Here is an 18,461-nt window from a genome sequence, read left to right as displayed (position 1 = left end):
TATAATTATAGTGGATTTGGACGTAACAGAACCTACTCAGAATTGTCAAAACCTTTATCCGTGAAACAATAATTAGTATGAACCCAAGCACAAAATTCTTCTTTCAATATATCTTGCTTTATACCGCTTTATGCCCGGTATTATTCATGTCATGTGGGCAAAAATCTGTTGAAACCACTGAAATCAGAGGTATTTATGGAGATCCCAAACCTTTCTGGGACAAAGAATTGAATCTCCGCGATCTCGGGGTCAACGCCATTTTTGTACATAGTGGATCGATCGACCATGATATGGTCAACAGGACCAGATCCGAGGGCTTGAAGCTATTTGCCGAATTCGCCACCTTGAACGGTAAAAACTACGTAGAGACACACCCCGAGGCCTGGGCAATTGATGAAAAAGGCGAAAAGGTAGAGGCCGCCTCTTGGTTTATGGGGGTATGCCCTACAGAACCCGGTTTTCGTCAGTACCGTTTTGACCAGCTGCGGGATTTGCTTTTGACCTACGACCTGGATGGTGTTTGGATGGACTATGTGCATTGGCATGCACAGTTTGAAGAACCAGAGCCCATCTTGCCCGAAACCTGTTTCTGTGATCATTGTCTCAACGCATTTTCAAAAGATTCAGGTGTTGAAATACCGGACGGAACTACCCCAGAAAAGGCGTCATGGATATTGGACAACCATGATACGATATGGCGCGATTGGCGGTGCAAGGTGATTTATGATTGGACCTATGAAGTGAAGAGAATCATCAAGGAAATCAAACCAGAGGCATTATTGGGGCTGTATCATTGCCCATGGAACGATCAAGAGTTCAATAATGCTAGATATCGCATACTGGGGCTCGATTATGATCTATTGACAGAAACCATCGATGTATTTTCCCCAATGGTATATCACGAGCGGATGGGCAGGGCGCCCGATTGGGTAGAGGAAAATATTCTATGGTTCGGCAAACGACTGAATACCGAAAAGGGTTCCTATCCAAAAATATGGCCCATAGTACAGGCATATAACAATCCAGGTATCGTGACAAGTGAAGAATTTGAAATTGTTCTAAAAGGTGGGCTGGCTGGCAAATCAACCGGAGTGATGATGTTCACAACTTACGCCGTAGCTGAAGATGAAGGTAAAACAGAAACGATGAAAAAGGTGTACACTGGTCTGATGCAAAAAGCTTCCAACTAAATTAAATCATCCAAGTTTTGGCCAATACATCTATTGATTCACGTTACCTTCCGCTTGAAGAAACGATAGTGAAAGATTTATAGAATACCCTGTCGATTTAACGGACGTGATCATAACCAAAAACTCACCCTTTTACCTTTGATGGGCGTACTGTACCATATTTGTCGATCAGATACACCAAGCTTGCCATGGTAGCGGCACCCAACTCAAGTTCGCGTTTGTTGACATGTTCAAACGTATCGTTTTCGGCATGGTGGTGGTCAAAATAACGCTGCGAATCAGGCCGTAGGCCAGACAATACGAGTCTTTGGTCTTTTAAGGGGCTGATATCTGCACCACTGCCCCCACGAACAAACATGTGAATGAGATAAGGCTCAAAAAGTGCTGTCCATCCCAAAATTTGTTCAAAATTGGCATCATCACAATCAAAGGAAAAACCACGAGGGGTAAAGCCCCCTGCATCGCTTTCGAGCGCAAATACATGTTTTTCATTTTTGAGTTCGGCCACCTCAGCGTATTTATTTCCACCTCGAAGGCCATTCTCCTCGTTCATGAAAAGCACTACGCGCAACGTGCGCTTGGGCTTGTACCCTATTTTTTTGAAAAGGTGCAATACTTCCATACTCTGTACGCATCCGGCCCCATCGTCATGTGACCCGTCACCCAAGTCCCAAGAGTCTAGATGCCCACCGACAATCATAATCTCTTCAGGGTGTTCGCTGCCGCGAATTTCACCGATTACGTTGTAAGACTCGACATCAGGGTATTGCCTACAATTCTGTCTGAAGAAGAACTTGATATTTGGGTTCAATTTCAATGTTGTGCTCAATAACTCTGCCCCATTGGTACTGATTGCCGCCGCTGGTATGCGCTGTTCGATGGGTGTATCACCATAGCTCATCGCCCCTGTGTGGGGGTAATCGTCCAATCGTAAGCTCATCGAGCGTACAATAACCCCGGTAGCGCCATATTTTGCTGCTTCGGCAGCACCTGAATAACGTTGGTCCACACAGCCAGAATACGACTGAAAAGTACTGATAAGGGTGGGATCCATCGGGCGGTTATAGAATACTATCTTACCATCGATTTTTTCTCGCCCAAGTTTGGCCAGGTCTTCAATGCCCTGCACCTCGATCACCTCAGCTTTAAGGCCAATACCAGGGGTGGCCACAGAACCGCCCAAAGCACATATGGGTACATTGGTGGTCAGGCCGGGTTTTGTCTCTATATAGGCAAATTCAGGTGCCCCCCGAACCCATTTAGGCACCATTACCGGTTGCAACCAAACACGGTCAAGGCCCAAAGAATCTAATTGGCTTTTAGTGTATTCGACCGCTTGTTGGGCCTGTACGGAGCCTGAAAGCCGACCACCGATTTGATTTGAAAGATGGTTCAACCAATGATAGGCCTTGCCTTCGGTAAGGGCCATATCATATATGGTCTTAAACTGTTTTTCGTCTTCTGTCTGGGCAAACCCAATGCACAATACAAACAAAAACAGTAACAAAGATGTCTTCTTCATTCACTTTCTTTTTCAAGCTGTTGCCTATAGGCTTCTAAATTAGCCTTTATTTCTTCATCGAGCTCAGGCTCTTCAACATCTTTGTATTTTTTTAACTCTTGCAGTATAATGGAGGCTACCGTTACCCTAGCAGCTTTTTTGTTGTCAGCCGGAATTACAAACCAAGGGGCATAGGGCTTTGACGTTTTATTTATCGCCATCTCATAACAAGAGTGGTACGCATCCCACATCTCACGCTCTTTTAGGTCTGATGGGGAGAACTTCCAATTCTTGCGCTTCAATCTCAATCGTCTCAGCAATCGCTGTCGTTGCTCTTCTTTGGACAGATTTAGGAAAAATTTAAAGATAATGGTTCCGTTTTCAGCAATATGTCGTTCAAAATCATTGATCTGCCGGTAGCGTTTTTCCCAAAAAGCCTCATCAATATCGGAAAGTTCTTCGATGCCGGGAATGTTCTCACCCAAGATATATTGTGGATGAACCTTGGTCACCAATACATTTTCATAGTGGGTTCGGTTGAAGACACTAAACTTGCCACGTTCGGGCAGGGCGATATAGTGTCGCCAAATATAATCGTGCCTCAACTCACGAGGTGTGGGTACCTTAAAACTGTGTACCACGACCCCACGGGCATTTAAATCTTTGAATACCTCGCGAACAAGGCTGTCTTTACCGGCGGTATCCATACCTTGAAGGCAGACCAAAACGCCGTATTTGCCATGGGCATACAGGGTATCTTGAAATTCGGCCAATTCTCTTCTGATAGATTTGAGTCCTCTTTTCAAATCATCATCAGATAAGCCAAAATCTTCATGGGTAGCCACTTGCGATAGCGTAATAGGGGCTGTCACGCGATACGGTGTGATGTCGATTTTATCCATTCTGGAAATATAAACATTTTCAACTGAATCGTTTTTTGCAGCAAAGGCTGCATTTCATCGGTTTTTTTGACACCTCGATGCAACTTAAAGCGTAATATGGTTTTTGGGCGATTTTTTTGCCGTGCCCATGACTTTGATGGTAATTTTATGATGTATTAATGCGCATTGTCCCAAATCTTGCGTTATGAAACAGAAACGGATACTACTTATCGTGGCTGCCCTAATGAGCTTTTGGCTCATGGTATCTTTCCGTTTTACAAATGCTTGTGAATTTGCCAATTCAAACATACAGTTTGTCAAAGAACGAACAGAAGAGGCCATACAGGCACCTGACCTGAAAATGTCAAAATATTATGCCTACAGGGCATTAAATGGCATCTTCAATTCAAAGGAGAATTTTTCAGAATGCGGTTGTGAAGAGGCGATCATCAATATTACCCTTGCGTCAGAAAATCTGAAAGAAGCGACAAAGGCTTCCAATATAGAAGATACGAAGGTCTTTTTACAAATCGCCATGCAGAACACCCTTAGTGGTATCAACGCCTTAAGAACATTCGGCGAACGTGGCACCAGCAAATATGGAGATAGGTATCTGAGCTTGAACACCCATGAAATAAACTTTGTCGATGACATGATGTTCGAAGAAGTGCCCAAATCAGAGGCCATGGTACGCATCGAAGAAAGCCTTTCAAAATTTGAAGACTCCATGAACAAAATTGTGGAGACCGTCGATTGTGAACGGGCCCGTCCATTTATATTACAAATGCAAAACGAGACCATCGGAAAGTTGGCAAACCCCGATCTTACCGAGAAAAAGCAGTACTACCATAACCGTGTGTTCGAAATAACCGAAAAGGCCCTAACGAAGTTAGAGGTCTGTCGATAAAAAGCTTCCATAGTTTTAACCCCTTATCGAAGCTACCCTTGTAGTTTCAACCGCTCTTCTGGAGAAAGGTATATCCAAGAAAATGGAAACGGAATTATTTGCTGGCAAACAATTTCACATCTTCTTCGTTCACTTCTTTACCTCCTAGAATAATCAGCCGTTCAACTACGTTTCGAAGCTCGCGAATATTTCCTGTCCAATCATATCCCTTTAACAATTCAACGGCACCTTTTGAAAAATTCTTGGGGGCCGTACCATGCTCTTGGGCAATTTTTTCGGTGAAATGTTCAATAAGCAACGAAATGTCATCACGACGTTCATTCAAGGCAGGTACCTGAATCAAGATAACGGCCAAACGGTGATAGAGGTCTTCACGAAAACGGCCCTCTTCGATTTCCTTCTTCAGATCTTTATTGGTGGCCGCAACTACCCTGACGTCAACCTTGATATCTTTATCAGAGCCCACCCTAGAGATTTTGTTCTCTTGCAGTGCCCTCAACACCTTTGCCTGTGCAGAAAGGCTCATGTCGCCAATTTCATCCAAAAAAATGGTTCCCTTGTTTGCAGCTTCGAATTTGCCTGCCCTGTCTTTTACGGCTGAGGTAAAAGCACCTTTTACATGCCCGAACAGCTCGCTCTCGATCAATTCAGAGGGAATGGCCGCACAGTTCACTTCTATGAACGGGGCCGATGACCGCGGGCTTTTCTCATGTATCCAATGGGCTACCAATTCTTTACCGGTTCCGTTCGAGCCGGTAATCAGTACCCGGGCATCGGTGGGTGCCACTTTTTCAATTATATCTTTTATCGCTGTGATGGCTTTGCTCTCACCTACCATTTCATAGTTCTTGCTGACCTTCTTCTTCAATATTTTGTTCTCTACCACCAACTCTTTACGGTCTAGGGCATTGCGTACCGTGGTCAGCAGACGATTCAGATCAGGTGGTTTTGAAATATAGTCAAAGGCCCCTAATCGCATGGTATTTACGGCAGTATCGAGATCCCCATGGCCCGAAATCATGATAAAGGGTATCTCTGGTTTTATCTTTCGAGAGGCTTCCAATACCTCAACACCATCCATTTTGGGCATCTTGATATCGCATAGTACCAAATCGAAATCTTCTTTTTTGATGATTTCGATTCCTTTGAGGCCATCTTCGGCCTCCTGTACTTCATATGACTCACTCTCTTCAGACAGTATCTTCACCAATACCCTTCGTATGGCCGATTCATCTTCGATTACCAGTATTTTTGACATATATTCTATTTAAAATAATGATATTTTGAATCCCCCTCTAAGATAGAGATTCGCCTCTCTATTCAACAAGAAAACATCGACTCTTTTATCATCGCGCAACTTGCCCTCTTGTTCGATCGATCCGCCCAACAGCGTATAAAACGACATTATTTTGGACAGGTTGAACTGATAGCCCACAGCACCTACAATGGTAGAAAGTGATATTCTAGAACCGATACGGCCATCTGGCAGTAAAATGTCATCTTGTATGTTTATGAAATAGCCATCCAATAATAATGCCATTTGCAACGTATGGCGATCTGAGATGTGATATTTAAAGTTAGAACGTGGAATGCCCAGAGTATAGGACCAGTTTGGATGAAATCTTCGGTAATAGCTAATCAAGGGCAAAGGAAAGGGAAGCCCGGTAGTGCTATTGAAAGAGAGCCCCAAAACGAGTCGAAAGGGTATGTCAGCATCCATACGTTCTTTCCACAAAGTCGCCGTGGCATTGATGAAAAAATCATCCTTCAATACCCCATTGGTGAAATTGGAGGCCAAACGTGGGGTGGCAATGGCAATCAGCCGCCAGTTCTCATTCCACTTGGTGATATATCCCAAGTTCATGTCGACAACATGAAGCCTTGTCAATTGCTCTACATCGAAAGGTTGGGGGCGTGAAAAATCTACATCAAACCGATTGTACTCACCCCCAATTACAAAATAATTGTCATTGGCCAATTTAATGGGGGCATTCAATACTATTTTATACCGCGATGTACCGATACCCGAACTGTTCTCTGGTATTCGTAAATAATCGATTCGCAATAAATCAGTGCTCTGTGTCCACCCTAGCGTACAGATCAAAGTACAGCAAAACAACACTAATACCAAGCGTTTTTGCATCATGTTTTCTTTGCTGCTGAAGTGATATCTATGGGCATATGCTGATAAAAATGCACGTCTCTTTGAGGGAAAGGAATGGTAATGTTGTTTTGCCTAAACTTTGCATCGATACCATAGCGCATAGCACTTTTGATCTTGGGGTCTCCAAAGCTGTCCGTTACAAAAAAGTGTATGGAGAACAAAAGGGCCGAATCGCCAAAATCTTCAAAGAGCACAAACGGTTTTGGGGTTTTCAAAACACCTTTTTGTTCATGGGCCACTTCTTCGAGCAATTTGGTCACCAATTGCACATCACTGCCATAGGCTACCCCCACATCTACCCTTTCACGGGTCATTTTGTGGTTTTGGGTGTAATTGTAGATAATATCGCTTATGAACTTGTGGTTGGGAATAACAATGATCTTATCATCTCGTGTGATCGCCCTAGTGGTACGCAGTTTTATTTCAAAGACCTTACCCACTTTACCATTTACATCAACAATATCGCCGACGCGCAACGATTTGTCAATGATAATCAGCAGCCCCGCAATGATATCTTGAAACAATTCTTGCAGGGCGAGGCCCAAGCCCACAAAAAGTGCAGCCGAAGCGGTAATCAGTATGGTAATGTTTATACCCGCCGCGCTCATGGTGATCAAAATAACGGCTACATAGACCACATATTTGATAAACTTGAAGACACTGATGAACTTCAGTTTATCGTCTACTTCCATTTTTCTGGTAAAAATTTTGCGTATCAATTTCAGCACAAAACTGGTCGCAAAAAAAGCCGTGATGAGCAGTAGCAAGAGCCCAATAGTGATATGGATGGATTTTTCCCCTTCGCCGTAGTGAAATCCCCATGAAAGAAATTCTTCTATCGAGCCCCAAATGTCTTTTTTGATGACCTTTTCCAAACCGTCACCTTGATTTTGTACCATGCTTAATATTTGAGCCATTTGAACAGTTCTCGATAGGTCGGCTTTTTACCGTACATAAGAATGCCGACACGATAGATCTTGGCCGCCAACCATACGATGCCCATAAAAGTAACGATTAACAAAACAATGGAAGAAACCAACTGCCAAATGGGTACTCCGGTCTCTCCGATACCGCTGGGCAATCGCATCAGCATCACTATGGGCGAGGTCAGTGGAAATATTGAAAAACCGACCGCAATTGGCCCATGTGGATTACTGAATACCGAGAAAAAACCAACATAAATGGCCAGCATCAATGGCAAAATAATAGGAAAAATAAACTGTTGCGTATCGGTTTCATTGTCGACCGCAGCCCCAATGGCGGCATATATCGAACTATAGATCAAATACCCCAATATGAAATATAGCACAAATGAGAGCAATATGGTCAGCCATGGCAAATTGAAAAGTTCTTGTGCATACCGCTGCATCTCGCTTTCGGTGCCCGATGAAAACGTTTCAACATCTGGCATACCGCTTGGGGCCATATTGGGTGCAGCATTGAGCGTAGAAAGATCGATATCGAAAATTAGGGCAGCTATGACCAGTAACAGCGAAGCAGAAAATATCCAAATGGCGAATTGGGTGACCCCGGCCAATGATGTTCCGATGATCTTGCCCAACATCAGTTGAAACGGTTTTACCGATGATATAATGACCTCTATGATACGGCTGGTCTTTTCTTCGATTACGCTGCGCATGACAAATCCACCATAAATAATGATGAACATCATGATCAAATAACCAAAACCACCCCCTATGAAAGCCTTGATTTCATTGATTCCCTTTAGGTTTTGCTTGCCATCGAAAGTAGAAGTGCCCAGATTGAAATCTGCCTCTACCTGTTTGAATTGCTCTGAAGTGAAACCCAAGCCTTGAAGCCGTTCTTTTCTGAGCTCGCTTTGGATAATGTTTTCGATTTCATCCAATACATAAGTGGAAGGATTATCCTTGGTGTACAGGTATGCTTGATCTGCAGATGCCTCGATATGCTTACCAGCCGGAATATAGAGCAATCCATAATATCCCAAAGAAATAGTAGAGTCTTTGGCGGTTTCAAAATCTATGTGCTCAAATTGCACATATGAAGAGCTTTCGGTGATAGGAAAGCTTTCTGAAAAATGTTCACTTTCGTTCAAAACCGAGATTACCCGCTTTTCGCTATCATTTATTCTGGTCAAATAGACAATCAAAAGTACCATGGCCACCAATAATATGGGACTCAAAAAGGTCATAATGATAAATGATCTATTTCTGACCTTGGCCAAATATTCGCGCTTGACGATCAGCCTTAACTTGCCCATTGGTCTTTTGCTTTTACGGTTTGAATAAAAATATCGTTGGCTGTAGGAATGGTCTCTTCAAAGTGAACAATATTACCCCATGTCGATAGCTCACCCAACAGTATCGATGTGTCATCAGTAGGCAACTGTACAGTGATGTTCAGCTGCCCTTCCAACGGATTATATTCATCTTTCGTGAGTTCAAATTTACCGTTTAGGTCGGCCAGTTTTTCTCGGTAGCTCTCGGCAGTTTTCAAAGAAACTTGAAAGATGTTCTTTTTGTGGGCATTTTTTATATCGGCAAGCTTACCATCCAATATTTTCTCAGATTGGTGAATCAAAGCAATGTATTCGCAGAGTTCTTCAACAGATTCCATACGATGGGTAGAGAAAATAATTGAGGCTCCCTGCTGCCTTAATCGCAAGATCTCATCTTTTATGGCATTGGCATTAATGGGATCGAATCCACTGAACGGTTCGTCAAATATCAATAGTTTGGGTTCATGCAACACGGTTACGATAAATTGCACCTTTTGGGCCATTCCCTTTGAAAGTTCTTGAATTTTTCGATTCCACCAGTCACCTATTTCAAGCCGATCGAACCAATATTTCAATCTTTTCTTTGCTTCTGTCTTGGGCAACCCCTTTAACTGTGCCAAATAGAGGGCCTGCTCACCTACTTTCATACTTTTATAGAGCCCGCGTTCTTCAGGCAGGTATCCTATCATGGCAATATGATGGGGCGCCAGTTTTTCTCCATTAAAAAAGACCGTTCCGCTGTCGGGGTGGGTAATTTGGTTGATTATACGTATCAATGAGGTCTTGCCCGCGCCATTCGGACCCAAAAGACCATAAATGGAATTCTCTGGAATTTTCAATGAAATTTGGCTCAAGGCCCTATGACCGCCATAGTTTTTCGTTACCGAATCAGCAACCAGTATGTGATCCATCAAAAAGTTATTTTTTCAAAGATAGCCGTCTTGGGCCATTGTTGTCACGTATTGTTCAAAGGATATCCAAAAAACAAAAACCCACCCTTAAAAAGATTCAAGGATGGGAAAAAAATTGCTATGAAAAAGAAAATTAAATATTGGTTGCCCAATATAAAATCAAATATACGTTTTTTATTTAAACTAAACTCTTAAACATTATGAGAACATATCTTTTACTTTTTCAAAGAAAGACTTGTCAGATTTTTCAGGTTTGGGCTCGAAATTGCCATCATTCTGCATGCGCTCAAAAAATTCACGTTGTTCACGGGTCAATTCTTTTGGTGTCCAAACATTGACATGCACGAGCAAATCACCGCTTCCATAACTGTTCAGGCTTGAAATACCCTTGTTTCTCAACCGCAATATTTTTCCCGATTGAATGCCTGGCTCTAATTTGATTCGCACCTTGCCCCCTACGGTATCAATCTCTTTTGATGTGCCTAAAACGGCATCTGATATACTGATATAGAGATCGTAATGAAGATTGTCACCCTCTCGCTTCAAGGTTTTGTGCTCAACTGTCTCAATGGCCACCAAAAGGTCTCCTGGCACACCGTTGCCCGGTGCCTCATTGCCTTTGCCCGAAACCTTTAGTTGCATACCGTCTTCTACACCGGCAGGTATCTTTATTGAAACGGTCTCTTCAACCGCCTTCAGCCCCTGCATATCGGCATCACTGGGCCTTTTGTCAATGATTTGGCCCGCCCCTCCACAAGTGTTACAGGTGGTAGCGGTCTGCATCCTTCCCAAGATGGTATTGGTGATTTTTGTGACCTGCCCACTTCCATTACAGGTGGGGCATGTCTTATAGGTAACCCCTTCGGCCTGTACTTTGCGTCGTACCTTGACCTTTTTTTCCACACCATTGGCCACTTCATCCAAAGTGAGTTTTACCCTTATGCGAAGATTGCTTCCTTTGACACGTCGTTGGCCACCGAAACCGCCAAAACCGCCAAAACCACCACCGAATGCACTTCCGAAAATATCCCCGAACTGGCTGAAGATATCTTCCATGTTCATTCCGCCGCCACCGAAACCACCTCCTTCAAATGCGGCATGCCCAAATTGGTCGTACTTGGCACGCTTATCTGGATTACTGAGCACCTCATAGGCCTCAGCGGATTTTTTGAACATTTCCTCAGCCTTGGCATCACCAGGGTTTTTGTCAGGATGAAACTCTAAGGCCTTCTTGCGATAAGCCTTTTTTATCTCTGCGGCAGAAGCGTTCTTTGAAACCCCGAGTATTTCGTAATAGTCTTGTTTCATGGTTATCTTAATTGCCTACCACCACCTTCGGATGACGGATGATTCGATCGCCCAACTTGAAGCCCTTTTCGATCACATCGATAATTTTGCCCTTCATTTTTTTATTGGGAGCGGGTATTTGGGTAATCGCATCGTGCACCTCAGCATCAAAGGTATCGCCCTCTTTCACTTTGAATTCTTCCAATCCTTTTGACTTAAGGGTTTCACGAAGTTTGTTATTGATGAGGTCAACCCCTTTAAAGAGTTCTTTGTCCTCAGATTTAGAGATTTCCTTGAGTGCCCTGTCAAAATCATCCAATACGGGAAGCAAGGCCAACATAATTTCTTGACCTGCTGTTTTGAAAAGCTCCATGCGCTCTTTTGAGGTGCGTTTCTTGAAATTTTCGAACTCGGCGAACAAACGAAGAAATTTATCTTTCTCTTTTGCCAGATCATCATGCAACTGTTGTTCTAACGAGATTTCTTCTTGCACTAATTCTTCGCTTGGGTCTCCTTCTTCCGTAATGGTCTTGTTCTCGACCACTGTATCTTCTATGTTTTGCTGATTCTTATTTTCTTCCATTTCTTGAACCTTGTTCTTTTTGCTCATAGGTGGCACTACTTTTTATAAGTCAATTAGAAGCGGCAAAAGTATTGCCAATTGTTCAAAAATGTCAAAATGTCATCGTTTTTTATCAAAAAAACGTCAAGTAGGCAATATTAAAAGGCCGGAGAGCGAAATAATGGGAAACTTGGCCTTAATTTGATGGGGATGGGTCAAAGAGATGCCGCAATGCTTCCGCTAGATTGGGGTGTTCGAAAGAAAAACCCTTTTTCTCTATTTTCTTTGAACTGACCCGTTGACTGGCGAACAGCAGGTATGACATTTCGCCCAAGATCAGTTGTAATGCCCATTTTGGCACATTGGGAAGCCATAGTGGCCTACCCAATATGTTTGCTACTTCTTTTGTTAGTTTTGCGTTGGTCACCGGGTTGGGCGCTACCCCGTTATATACACCCGTGAGTTCATTCTCCATCACATACATGAACACTCTTGCAAGGTCATCGATATGGATCCAAGATTGCCATTGTTCGCCAGAGCCCAACGGGGCGCCAACGTAATATTTGATAGGCCTTGACAGTGAAGGCAGGGCACCGCCATCGGTAGAGAGCACCAACCCGATTCGTATTTTGGCCACTTTCAAGCCCAACTGTTCTAAGTTGTTGGCCTTTGCCTCCCATTTTTTGGTCACCTCGCCCAAAAAACTTTCATCGACACTTTCAACGGCCTCGCCATATAATTCGGTTTCTGAATTGGGGTAGATTCCGATCGCAGAAGCCGTTATCAACATTTTCACACTGTCATTTTTCGACTTTGTTAGGGCGTTTTCAAGTGTTTCAAGGCTTTGCAACCTGCTGTTCAAAATCTTTTTCTTGTTTTTTGATGTCCATCGTTGGCTGATAGTGGATCCGGCCAGGTTGATAATGACAGACACATCTTGTAAAGCATTGGCATCTATTTCTGAGCGCGAAGGATTCCAATAAAATCCTTTATAACCATCACGGCTCTCAATTTTTCTCTTGCTGGTGGTCAGATAATGTACGACGTGCCCTTTCTTGATCAATCTATCGACTATTGCCGTGCCTATCAATCCGGTCGCGCCAGTAACCAAAACTTTCATTTTAAATTTTTTGCAAAGGTACTGGATAGCATTTGAGAACGGTGGGTTCTTTGCGAACCTTTAACAGCATTGCCCATATGTTCAGGGCTTTGTTGCCCGAAGCATTTCACGCTTCCCCGGTGGGCCGGGCAGTCGTTCAACTAAGAAACCCACGTTTTGCATGGCGCGCCTAACACTGCCCTTGGCCGAATAGGTCACCAAAACACCTTGTGTTCTGAGGGCCTGAAACATTTTTTCAAAGAGTCTCTCCGTCCAAAGCTCGGGCTGCACACGGGCACCAAAAGCATCGAAATAGACCAAGTCAAAAGTTTCACGGTCATCGACATCAAAAAAGTCTTGTTTTCTTTTTTCGAGGGTGAAGTTGGGGGTAACGGCTGTTTTTGTTCCCCATGGGGAAAGATGCATCTGCTCAAACACTTTTTCAAATTTGGAAGCATCGAGTACATCACAGTAGTTGAGTTCAATACTTTCTTTCATGGTAATTGGAAAGGCCTCTACCCCACAATAGTTTACTTCCCTATCGTTTTTCTGAGCTTCTAAAAAGGTGATCAGGGCATTGAGCCCCGTACCAAAGCCCATCTCAAGAATTTCTACCCTTTGCTTCGCCACATGCTCAAATCCGTGTTTGATAAAGACATGGTATGCCTCTTGAACCGCACCGTGTATTGAATGGTACCGCTCGTTCCATTCTGTTATTTGAATGGTCTTTGAACCGTCACCAGTTTGAACAATCTTTCTTTTCAACTCAATTCTCTATCAACACCCCATCGGCTTCAAAGCGATAGGTGCGTTTAGGTGAAGTGATTTTTACCAACTCGTCTTCAGAAGCACCGGCATCTTCAGCATAATGTCGTTGTTCATCAACTGACATTTCTTCCAAAAAAGCTTTCCCGTTGGCCATTACGTTTTTACCGGCAGCATCGGTGGGCACAAAGAATCCATAATCCTTGAACCTTACAAAGACTTGGTTGCCATCTTGCAAATCAACCTTCATCCAGCAGCCTTTTGCCTGGCAAACTTCGACTATTCGCCCAGAAAACTGTGTTTTCAAAGTGTCATTGACCTTTAAACTTTCAAATACAGCAGTGCCCTTGCCATTTTCTGATTGTTGAAAAGCGTTTCCAAAAAGCGAATGCGTTTTGTTTTTGTCTTGCGCATATGAAATGTGTATGGCGCACAGACTTAAAGAAACAACAAATAATGTGTTAAATAATTTCATTTCGTTAAAAAATCAATATTGTATTAACATTTTTAGGATTTAAAATTAAGAAATCATCAAACAAAAGACAGAATTGGCTAATTTTATTTCTTCAATTGACATTTGGGATGGAAGTAAAAATGAACAAAATTGCAGTTGAACGCACAAAGCGTTCAAGAATAGATTCGGTTGATTTCAATAATTTGGCGTTCGGCAGTGTATTTGCCGATCATATGTTGGTATGCGATTATAAAAATGGTCAATGGGGGGCGCCCAAAATAACACCTTATCAATCGATGGAATTGGACCCATCTGCCAAAATATTCCATTACGGACAGTCTATTTTTGAAGGAATGAAGGCCTATAAAGATGACGAGGGTGGCGTTTGGCTCTTTAGGCCAGAGGAAAACCAGAGAAGGCTCAACATTTCCGCCAAAAGATTGGCCATGCCCGAACTGCCCAAAGAAATTTTCATGGAAGGCCTTGTGACCCTTTTGCAGATCGACCGTGATTGGGTGCCACGTAAAGAGGGGAGCTCACTCTATGTGCGCCCTTTTATGTTTGCCTCAGGAAAGGGTTTTCACGCTTCCCCTGCCGATGAATTCAGATTCATGATTGCCCTGGCCCCATCGGGCCCATACTTTTCAGGTAAGGTAAGTGTACTCATAGAAGAGCGGTATTCCCGTGCCGCGAACGGTGGGGTTGGTTTTGCAAAAGCTGGAGGAAATTACGCCGCACAGTTCTATCCGACCCAACTTGCAGTAGAAAAAGGATACAACCAGATCATCTGGACAGATGACAATACCCATGAATATATTGAAGAGGCAGGTGCCATGAACATATTCATACGCATCAATGATACCCTCATTACCGCCCCTACCAATGATCGTATTCTAGATGGCATCACACGCAAAAGCATCTTGGACATTGCCGCTGATATGGGAATTGAGACAGAGGTCAGAAAAATAGCAGTGGCCGAAGTTATCGAAGCGGCCAAAGATGGTTCCTTAAAAGAAATGTTCGGTGCGGGCACGGCCGCGGTGGTTTCACCGATCTCGAGCTTTGGTTATAAAGAAGTCGATTATGATTTGCCGGAGCTGGGGAAAAGTTATGCCACAATACTCAAAAAAAGGATTACCGACATACAATATAATCGCGGAGAAGATAAGTTTGGTTGGCGATTTCGTGTTGTTTGATCAAACATAGAAGCGGCGCATCGCCACTTTTTTATTTCTCTATGATAGTTTTGATATCTGGCTTGAAATAGTTGGGACCCTTGAGTACCTTGCCATCTTCTCTGTAAATTGGTTTGCCATCACTGCCCAACTTGCTCATATTACTTTTTTGTATTTCTTCAAAAACCTCTTCTATCTTATGCTGCATGCCATGCTCAAGAATGGTTCCACAGAGAATGTAGAGCATATCGCCCAATGCATCGGCCACCTCGATCAAATCACCATTATTGGCCGCCTCTAAATATTCTTCATTTTCTTCGCGCATAAGTTTGTAGCGCAACAAATTTTTACTTTCCCCTAAATTGGCCCGAGGCGCCTCAGAAACACCAAGTCCGAAAGAATTATGAAATAGCTCAACGGCTTTGATCTTGCTCTTCATTATATATGTCGTTTGCGTTAGATTTGCATAAAAATAGAAAATATGTTCAGCACCGGGCAACTAATCTTTGCCGTACTTTTTTTCATCGTTTTTGTACTGATTATCATAAGGGCCTATCGAAAAGATAGAAAATTGCATAAAAAAAATTACAAAGGCGCTCGATGGATCATCACATACTTCATCATTTTCATACTTTTTTTGCTTGCGGTTAAATATTTGCTAAAGAATTAACGTAAATCCTGCCTACACAACAAAAATTGGCCATTACACAACAATATTTCCGTTTCGTTCCCATTATATAAGAAAAGACGTACTTTTGTAGTGAACGATCAAACCATGATGACTTTTTTTGGCATACTTTTTATTTTATTGGCCATCAATGCCTTGCTTTTGATTTTTAGTGTCAACGGCGCAAAAGACATGCTTAAAAAACCACTGCGTAAAGTTTCGGGTACTTCGATTGCAAAAATTCTCCCCCGCGAATATTCCGAATCAGAATACAAAAAAGCGGTTTAGTTCATACCTTTAGTGTGTGAAACAATTGCTACTTGTTTTTTTGGGTGGTGGTATTGGCAGTGCCCTTAGATATTTGATTTCAAAATTTCTAAATCCCTTGCACGATTCTTTTTACTGGGGCACGTTCTCTGTAAACATTGTTGGTTGTTTGATCATTGGTATTGTATTGGGTCTTTCGGCAAAAGAAAATTTTCTTTCACAGAACCAAATGCTCTTGCTCGCCACTGGCTTTTGTGGTGGCTTTACCACTTTTTCTGCATTTGCCCTTGAGAAGCATACCTTGTTGAAAGGTGGTGATTTTCTCTCTTTATTTGTCTATGCAGCCTGTAGTATTCTCTTCGGAATACTGGCTGTCGGCTTTGGCCTTTGGCTAACAAGGAACCATCTTTAGCCGAACGCACATTCACATCGGTCAATTTGCCTAGGCCATTATCCCACAAAAAATTTTCCCCAGCCACAAATTGTCTGGTCAAAAGGTAACGACCGCCGCTATTCTGCATTCCGCATACAATAATATTTACAATATCATATTTTATACCCCTTAAAAAAATAGGGGTAATATTTCAATAATGATAAAAATTCAAAAACATACCCTATTTTTTTTAGGGGTAATACTTTTATAAAATACATTTGGCACTTACTAATACTTTAATTATGAAAAAAGTCGAGGCAATCATTAGAAAATCAAAGTTTGATGAAGTGAAAAAAGCACTACATCAAATCGAGGTGAACTTTTTTAGTTATTGGGATGTTACCGGAGTGGGTAACGAAAAACAGGGGCATGTCTATCGGGGAATCTCATACAGTACGTCTGATATCCAGAGAAGGTATCTGGTTATCGTGGTATCTGATGATTTTTTGGAAAAAACCCTTGAAACCCTTTTCAGTTCAGCATCAACTGGCAATGTAGGTGACGGTAAAATTTTCGTGTCAGAAGTCACCGAGGTGTATCGAATCAGAACCAAAGAAAGTGGAAGCGCCGCAATCAACTAAAAAAAGTATAACTAACTAAGAGAAATTATTATGGAAGCAGGATTATTTACAGCTAACAATGTTTGGATGATGGTCTGTACGGGGCTTGTGTTCTTTATGCACCTCGGATTCTCCTTTTTGGAAATCGGACTCACCAGACAAAAGAATACCGTCAACATTCTATTCAAAAATGTCTTCATTATATGTGTAGGGTTATTGCTCTACTACATTGGAGGATTCAATCTTATGTATCCAGGTTTTGAGGACGGAGACTCTGGATTCTTGAAATTTGCCGGATTCGGACTACCCATTCCGGAAAACGGGTTGACACCAGACTATGCCGGTGGCGGCTACACGTATTGGACAGATTTTCTTTTTCAGGGAATGTTCGCGGCCACAGCGGCTACCATTGTATCGGGTGCCGTAGCGGAACGGGTCAAATTGGGTGGCTTTATGCTTTTCACCATCTTATATGTAGGCCTGGTTTACCCTATCGTAGGTTCATGGCAATGGGGCGGCGGCTTCTTGTCATCACTTGCTTACGGTGAAGCAGAGGGGTTCTATGATTTTGCCGGCTCTACCTTGGTGCACTCCGTTGGTGGTTGGGGGGCCCTGATAGCCATTTATCTATTGGGCGCGCGTATCGGTAAATTTGGTGAAGATGGCAAGGCCAAGGCTATTCCTGGTCACAACCTACCCCTGGCAGCAGCGGGAGTATTGATTCTTTGGCTAGGCTGGTTCGGGTTTAATGGTGGATCTGTGCTATCAGCCGATCCCGCAGGTACTTCACTGGTCTTGGTGACTACTTCATTGGCAGCAGCAGCAGGTGGGGTTTCTGCATTTGTAACATCGACCATACTTTACAAAAACTATGACCTGACCATGTTCTTGAACGGAATTCTAGGTGGTCTTGTGGGCATTACAGCCGGAGCGGACCTAATGTCGCCCAACGAGGCAGTCATCATAGGCATTCTCGCGGGCATTATTGTTGTGCTCGGTATAGCCTTAATTGATAGATTGAAACTTGACGATCCCGTAGGTGCTGTCACCGTTCACTTGATCTGTGGTATTTGGGGCACCTTGGCAGTGGGTATTTTTGGCGATAAGGCCGGTCTTGACCAATTCTTGGTGCAGTTGGCCGGTATCGGAGCGGCAGCAGCGTTTTGCTCCTTCTTCGGATTCATCATACTCTTCGCCATCAAGAAAACCATGGGGCTTAGGGTCTCTGAACAAGAAGAACTTGAAGGGCTCGACATTCACGAGCATGGCATGGATGCCTATGCAGACTTTAGGATGAACCAACATTAAAAAGAATAAGGAGAAACGGAGCGTTCTGCCAAACGCTCCGTTAAATAACCCTTTTCAGTTAACTCAATCA

At 43.0% G+C, this 18,461-nt stretch carries 20 protein-coding genes; 7 read left to right on the top strand and 13 right to left on the bottom strand.

Features of this window, described 5'->3' with window-relative positions; all coding sequences use genetic code 11:
• Positions 1-77: 77 nt before the first annotated feature.
• Positions 78-1,190 (top strand): family 10 glycosylhydrolase, encoded by a 1,113-nt coding sequence (locus L0P89_RS12565; protein WP_235265443.1) that lies wholly within the window; start codon positions 78-80, stop codon positions 1,188-1,190.
• A gap of 124 nt (positions 1,191-1,314) precedes the next feature.
• Here L0P89_RS12565 and L0P89_RS12560 read toward each other — a convergent pair whose 3' ends face one another.
• Together L0P89_RS12560 and L0P89_RS12555 are read right to left on the bottom strand one after the other, a co-directional pair.
• Positions 1,315-2,712, bottom strand: a complete 1,398-nt coding sequence (locus tag L0P89_RS12560; RefSeq protein ID WP_235265442.1) for a M28 family peptidase — start codon at positions 2,710-2,712, stop codon at positions 1,315-1,317.
• Positions 2,709-3,593, bottom strand: a complete 885-nt coding sequence (locus L0P89_RS12555) for a PPK2 family polyphosphate kinase (protein ID WP_235265441.1) — start codon at positions 3,591-3,593, stop codon at positions 2,709-2,711. Before L0P89_RS12555 ends, L0P89_RS12560 begins: the two co-directional genes overlap by 4 nt.
• 184 nt (positions 3,594-3,777) lie before the next feature.
• Between L0P89_RS12555 and L0P89_RS12550 the strand changes: the two genes are divergently transcribed.
• On the top strand, positions 3,778-4,479 hold the full coding sequence (locus tag L0P89_RS12550; RefSeq protein ID WP_235265440.1) for a hypothetical protein: 702 nt from the start codon (positions 3,778-3,780) through the stop codon (positions 4,477-4,479).
• 94 nt (positions 4,480-4,573) lie between these two features.
• Here L0P89_RS12550 and L0P89_RS12545 read toward each other — a convergent pair whose 3' ends face one another.
• From L0P89_RS12545 to L0P89_RS12500, 10 genes are all read right to left on the bottom strand, one after another.
• Entirely contained in the window at positions 4,574-5,737 is a 1,164-nt protein-coding gene (locus L0P89_RS12545) for a sigma-54-dependent transcriptional regulator (protein WP_235265439.1), read from the bottom strand.
• Between the two features lie 9 nt (positions 5,738-5,746).
• Positions 5,747-6,625, bottom strand: coding sequence for a DUF6268 family outer membrane beta-barrel protein (locus tag L0P89_RS12540; RefSeq protein ID WP_235265438.1), 879 nt, complete (start codon positions 6,623-6,625; stop codon positions 5,747-5,749).
• Positions 6,622-7,542, bottom strand: coding sequence for a mechanosensitive ion channel family protein (locus tag L0P89_RS12535; protein WP_235265437.1), 921 nt, complete (start codon positions 7,540-7,542; stop codon positions 6,622-6,624). Before L0P89_RS12535 ends, L0P89_RS12540 begins: the two co-directional genes overlap by 4 nt.
• Positions 7,543-7,544: 2 nt before the next feature.
• Entirely contained in the window at positions 7,545-8,885 is a 1,341-nt protein-coding gene (locus L0P89_RS12530) for an ABC transporter permease (RefSeq protein WP_235265436.1), read from the bottom strand.
• Positions 8,873-9,814 (bottom strand): ABC transporter ATP-binding protein, encoded by a 942-nt coding sequence (locus L0P89_RS12525; protein ID WP_235265435.1) that lies wholly within the window; start codon positions 9,812-9,814, stop codon positions 8,873-8,875. The genes L0P89_RS12530 and L0P89_RS12525 overlap by 13 nt, the downstream gene beginning before the upstream one ends.
• A gap of 198 nt (positions 9,815-10,012) precedes the next feature.
• Entirely contained in the window at positions 10,013-11,122 is a 1,110-nt protein-coding gene (gene dnaJ, locus L0P89_RS12520) for a molecular chaperone DnaJ (protein WP_235265434.1), read from the bottom strand.
• Between the two features lie 7 nt (positions 11,123-11,129).
• Entirely contained in the window at positions 11,130-11,711 is a 582-nt protein-coding gene (locus L0P89_RS12515) for a nucleotide exchange factor GrpE (protein WP_235265433.1), read from the bottom strand.
• A gap of 148 nt (positions 11,712-11,859) precedes the next feature.
• On the bottom strand, positions 11,860-12,783 hold the full coding sequence (locus tag L0P89_RS12510; protein ID WP_235265432.1) for a TIGR01777 family oxidoreductase: 924 nt from the start codon (positions 12,781-12,783) through the stop codon (positions 11,860-11,862).
• 81 nt (positions 12,784-12,864) lie between these two features.
• Positions 12,865-13,527, bottom strand: coding sequence for a tRNA (5-methylaminomethyl-2-thiouridine)(34)-methyltransferase MnmD (gene mnmD / locus L0P89_RS12505; protein WP_235265431.1), 663 nt, complete (start codon positions 13,525-13,527; stop codon positions 12,865-12,867).
• 1 nt (position 13,528) lies between these two features.
• Positions 13,529-14,002: a DUF4920 domain-containing protein gene (locus L0P89_RS12500; protein WP_235265430.1), complete on the bottom strand. Its 474-nt coding sequence runs from the start codon at positions 14,000-14,002 to the stop codon at positions 13,529-13,531.
• A gap of 119 nt (positions 14,003-14,121) precedes the next feature.
• On the opposite strand from L0P89_RS12500, the gene L0P89_RS12495 reads away from it, so the two are divergent.
• A complete protein-coding gene (locus tag L0P89_RS12495; protein ID WP_409557550.1) occupies positions 14,122-15,177 on the top strand; it encodes a branched-chain amino acid aminotransferase in 1,056 nt (351 codons plus the stop codon).
• 31 nt (positions 15,178-15,208) lie between these two features.
• Here L0P89_RS12495 and L0P89_RS12490 read toward each other — a convergent pair whose 3' ends face one another.
• Positions 15,209-15,595: a nucleoside triphosphate pyrophosphohydrolase family protein gene (locus tag L0P89_RS12490; protein WP_235265428.1), complete on the bottom strand. Its 387-nt coding sequence runs from the start codon at positions 15,593-15,595 to the stop codon at positions 15,209-15,211.
• 336 nt (positions 15,596-15,931) lie between these two features.
• Here L0P89_RS12490 and L0P89_RS12480 point away from each other — a divergent pair, with 336 nt between their 5' ends.
• The 4 genes from L0P89_RS12480 to L0P89_RS12465 all read left to right on the top strand — a co-directional run bounded on the left by L0P89_RS12480 (position 15,932) and on the right by L0P89_RS12465 (position 18,391).
• Positions 15,932-16,111, top strand: coding sequence for a hypothetical protein (locus L0P89_RS12480; RefSeq protein ID WP_235265426.1), 180 nt, complete (start codon positions 15,932-15,934; stop codon positions 16,109-16,111).
• 16 nt (positions 16,112-16,127) lie between these two features.
• Positions 16,128-16,502: a fluoride efflux transporter CrcB gene (crcB, locus tag L0P89_RS12475; protein WP_235265425.1), complete on the top strand. Its 375-nt coding sequence runs from the start codon at positions 16,128-16,130 to the stop codon at positions 16,500-16,502.
• A gap of 263 nt (positions 16,503-16,765) precedes the next feature.
• Positions 16,766-17,104: a P-II family nitrogen regulator gene (locus tag L0P89_RS12470; protein ID WP_235265424.1), complete on the top strand. Its 339-nt coding sequence runs from the start codon at positions 16,766-16,768 to the stop codon at positions 17,102-17,104.
• Between the two features lie 30 nt (positions 17,105-17,134).
• On the top strand, positions 17,135-18,391 hold the full coding sequence (locus tag L0P89_RS12465; protein WP_235265423.1) for an ammonium transporter: 1,257 nt from the start codon (positions 17,135-17,137) through the stop codon (positions 18,389-18,391).
• The last annotated feature ends 70 nt before the right edge of the window (positions 18,392-18,461 follow it).

This window comes from Muricauda sp. SCSIO 65647 (assembly GCF_021534965.1).
GTDB lineage: Bacteria > Bacteroidota > Bacteroidia > Flavobacteriales > Flavobacteriaceae > Flagellimonas_A.
This window is presented reverse-complemented; position numbering and strand designations above follow the sequence as displayed.